3 protein-coding genes are annotated in these 2,551 nt (G+C 68.3%); all 3 read right to left on the bottom strand.

Annotated elements, in window-relative coordinates; translation table 11 throughout:
• On the bottom strand, window positions 1-791 hold a 791-nt coding region (locus tag VGH85_21120), incomplete at its 3' end, for an aldo/keto reductase (GenBank protein ID HEY2176316.1).
• A gap of 138 nt (window positions 792-929) precedes the next feature.
• Complete coding sequence (locus tag VGH85_21115; protein ID HEY2176315.1) at window positions 930-1,379, bottom strand: nitroreductase/quinone reductase family protein; 450 nt, start codon at window positions 1,377-1,379, stop codon at window positions 930-932.
• Between the two features lie 250 nt (window positions 1,380-1,629).
• Window positions 1,630-2,535 (bottom strand): AraC family transcriptional regulator, encoded by a 906-nt coding sequence (locus tag VGH85_21110; GenBank protein HEY2176314.1) that lies wholly within the window; start codon window positions 2,533-2,535, stop codon window positions 1,630-1,632.
• Window positions 2,536-2,551: the final 16 nt, after the last annotated feature.

Genomic DNA, 2,551 nt, shown 5'->3' with positions numbered 1-2,551 from the left:
GCCATCGCAAGGTGCGTCATCGGCAGGCCGGCCTTCTCAGCGAGTGGGACGAGCTGTTCGACCACGTCAAGCTTGCGCTCGTCGGCGAAGTGTTGCGGCATGCCGCCGGAGCGGTGGGTGTCGGTCTGCTGGCCCTTGCGGAAGCGGCCGGTGAGCAGGCCCTGGCCCAGCGGGCTCCAGACCAGCGCGCCCATCCCGTAGCGCTGACAGACCGGCAGCACCTCGCGTTCGATCCCCCGGTTGACAATCGAGTACGGCGGCTGCTCGGTCCGGAAGCGCTCCAGCCCACGCCGCTCGGCGACCCACTGTGCCTCGACGATCTCCGAGGCCGGGAAGGAGGACGCACCGATCGCGCGCACCTTGCCGCATTGGATCAGGTCGGACAGGGCTGACAGTGTCTCCTCCAGGTCGACAGTCGGGTCGGGGCGGTGTACCTGGTACAGGTCGAGGTGGTCGGTCTGCAGGCGGCGCAGCGAGTTCTCGACCTCGGCCATGATCCAGCGCCGAGAGTTGCCCCGGCGGTTCGGACCCTCGCCCATCGGGTAGTGCACCTTGCTGGCCAGCACGACGTCGTCGCGGCGGCGCTTGAGCGCTTTGCCGACGATCTCCTCGGACTCCCCATGGGAGTAAGCGTCGGCGGTGTCGACGAAGTTGATCCCCGCGTCGAGAGCCCTGTGGATGATCCGGATCGAGTCGTCGTGGTCGGGGTTCCCCATGGCCCCGAACATCATCGCGCCGAGGCAGTAGGGGCTGACCTGGATTCCGGTCCGGCCCAGCGTGCGGTACTTCATACTTCTCTCCCTTGGGGGCGTTCGTTGTCGTGGGCGGTGCTGGTGGACGCCGCGCGGTGGGAAGGACTCGACGTACCGACTCCGCGAATCCGACCCCGACGACGGCCGGCACGACGTGACCGTTCCCTGAGATTCGGACTATCCGGACCGCGCCGAGGACACCGTTCGCAACCGTTCGTCGTCGAACACGATCTCGACGAGCGGGCTGCGCGCGAGCCAGTCGTCGAGGTCCTGGCGGCGGCTGACCCGTGCCGCTACGTCGGGCCGGGTTTGCAGGTCGAGGACCGCGGTGATCACTCGCCGCCGTGTTGGCTCGTCGACCGGCGCCGCGGTCGCGGGCAGGTCGGCCGTGACCCCGTGCTTGAGATGCACGACGAACCGTGGATTCGCGCGCAAGTTCGCGTACCAGCTTCGGGGAACGGGCATGCCGGTCAGGTACCAGCGGCCGTCGACGCGGTGGAACCAGACCTCGATGCGGCGCGGGATGCCGCTACGTGCGCCCAGCGTGGTGATGTCGATTGTGCGCTCGGCCGTGGAGGAGGCCGGCCCGATGGCGAGCGCACGGGCGACGGTGTCGTCCACGGTCACAGCCCGCTCTCCCGCTCATTGTCGACGGGCACGTCGCCGCCCTCGAGTCCGGCCCGGCCCAGCATGCGGTACTTCATACTTCTCCAATTTGACGGCAGTCGGTGAGTCGGTCGGCGACCGCCATCGCCCGAGTCGTGGTGACTGTCCGGAATCCCTGCTCGTTCCGATACCCACAGGAAAACAGCACCGCCGGCGCCGGGCTAGCAAGATCCTCTCGCGTATTTGCACAAACCTCTTCGCTCAGGCCGCGTCACGGCAGCGCCGGGGCAGCGGGCCCCGCTCCGCCACGCAAGCGCGCCGCATCGACGCTGGGCGGGGCACCGAACTGGCGCCGGTACTCCCTACTGAACTGGGACGGACTGTCGTACCCGACACGCTGGCCGACGCCGGTGATGTCGTTCGGACGGTTCGCCAGCAGCAGTCTCGCCGCCTGCAGCCGGATGTGCTTCTGGAACTGGATCGGGCTCATCGCCGTCACCTCCTGGAAGTTCCGGTGGAAGGCGGAAACACTCATCCCCGACAGCTGTGCCACGTCCTCGACCCGGAACGGCCGGGTGTAGTTCTCCCGGATCCACCGCACGGCACGTCTGACGTGCATCAGGCTACTGTCGGCCACGCCGAGCTGGCGGACGACGTCACCTTGTTCCCCGGTCATCAACCGCCAGAGGATCTCGCGCTTGACCAGCGGGGCCAGTGCCGTCCGGTCCCGTGGCCGGTCGAGCAGGCGGAGCAGCCGAACGATGGCGTCGAGCAACTCGCCCGGGGCGTCACTCACCGCGATCCCCGGCTGCGCGATGCCACGAGACCGCGACAGATCCCCTGGGGCAGCCTGCAGCAGCAGCTCCGCGATGACGGCAGGTTCCAGAGTCATCCCGAAACCGAGCGCGGGCCTGCCGGGAGCCGCGTCCATGACGTGCCCGGTTACCGGGACGTCGACCGAGGCGACGAGATACTGACCGGCGCCGTAGTCGTAGAAGCGGTCGCCCAGTGCGAGACGCTTGCCGCCCTGGGCGATGACCGCCAGCACCGTCCCGGACATCGAGGACTCCGGCGCAGCGGCGTAGTCGACCTTGCAGATCCGGACGCCGTCGATGACAGTGGCCAAATCAGGACGCGCATGCCGCTCCAGCAGTGCGCGAAGCTCGTCCAGAGACATGCCACGATTGCAGCAC

Source organism: Mycobacteriales bacterium (genome assembly GCA_036497565.1).
Lineage (GTDB): Bacteria > Actinomycetota > Actinomycetes > Mycobacteriales > QHCD01 > DASXJE01.
Note: the sequence above shows the minus strand (reverse complement) of the source record. Positions and strands in the feature narration are given on the sequence as shown.

Excerpts from the sequence above, each read along its gene's own strand:
- VGH85_21110 (HEY2176314.1), bottom strand. The coding sequence starts at position 2,535 with ATGTCTCTGGACGAGCTTCGCGCACTGCTGGAGCGGCATGCGCGTCCT.